Annotated in this window: 1 protein-coding gene; it reads right to left on the bottom strand. The window is 66.0% G+C overall.

Features of this window, described 5'->3' with window-relative positions:
• A partial coding sequence (locus EOA28_RS37820; protein WP_128315952.1) for a chorismate synthase occupies positions 1-605 on the bottom strand: 605 nt, incomplete at both ends.

Here is a 605-nt window from a genome sequence, read left to right as displayed (position 1 = left end):
CTGTTCGCCGGTGATGCGGGCGGCCTCGAAGCCGTTGCCGATCTCGACGCCTTTGACGGCGTTGATCGACATCAGGCCGGACGCGATGTCCTGGTCGAGCTTGGCGTAGATCGGCGCGCCAAGGCCGGGCGGCACGCCGTCGGCGACGATCTCGATCACTGCGCCGACCGAGGAACCGGCCTTGCGGATGCCGTCCAGGTACTCGGTGAAGACCGGGACAGATGCCGGATCCGGGGTGAAGAACGGGTTTTCGGCGTCGCCGACGAAATTCCAGTTCCAGTTTGCGCGATCGATAGATTTTTCGCCCATCGCAACCAGGGCGCCGCGCACCGTCATGCCGGGCACAACCCTGCGCGCCAGCGCGCCGGCCGCGACCCGCGCCGCTGTCTCGCGCGCCGAAGAGCGGCCGCCGCCGCGATGGTCGCGCAACCCGTATTTGACATCGTAGGTGTAGTCGGCATGGCCCGGCCGGTACTGGCGGGCGATCTCGCCATAGTCATTGGAGCGCTGGTCGACATTCTCGATCAGCATCGACACAGGCGTGCCAGTGGTGATCATCGTCTCGCCATCCCCGTCGAGGATGAAGCCGGACAGGATCTTGACCT

Source organism: Mesorhizobium sp. M2A.F.Ca.ET.067.02.1.1 (assembly GCF_004023285.1).
In the GTDB taxonomy this organism is placed as follows: Bacteria; Pseudomonadota; Alphaproteobacteria; order Rhizobiales; family Rhizobiaceae; genus Mesorhizobium.
This window is presented reverse-complemented; position numbering and strand designations above follow the sequence as displayed.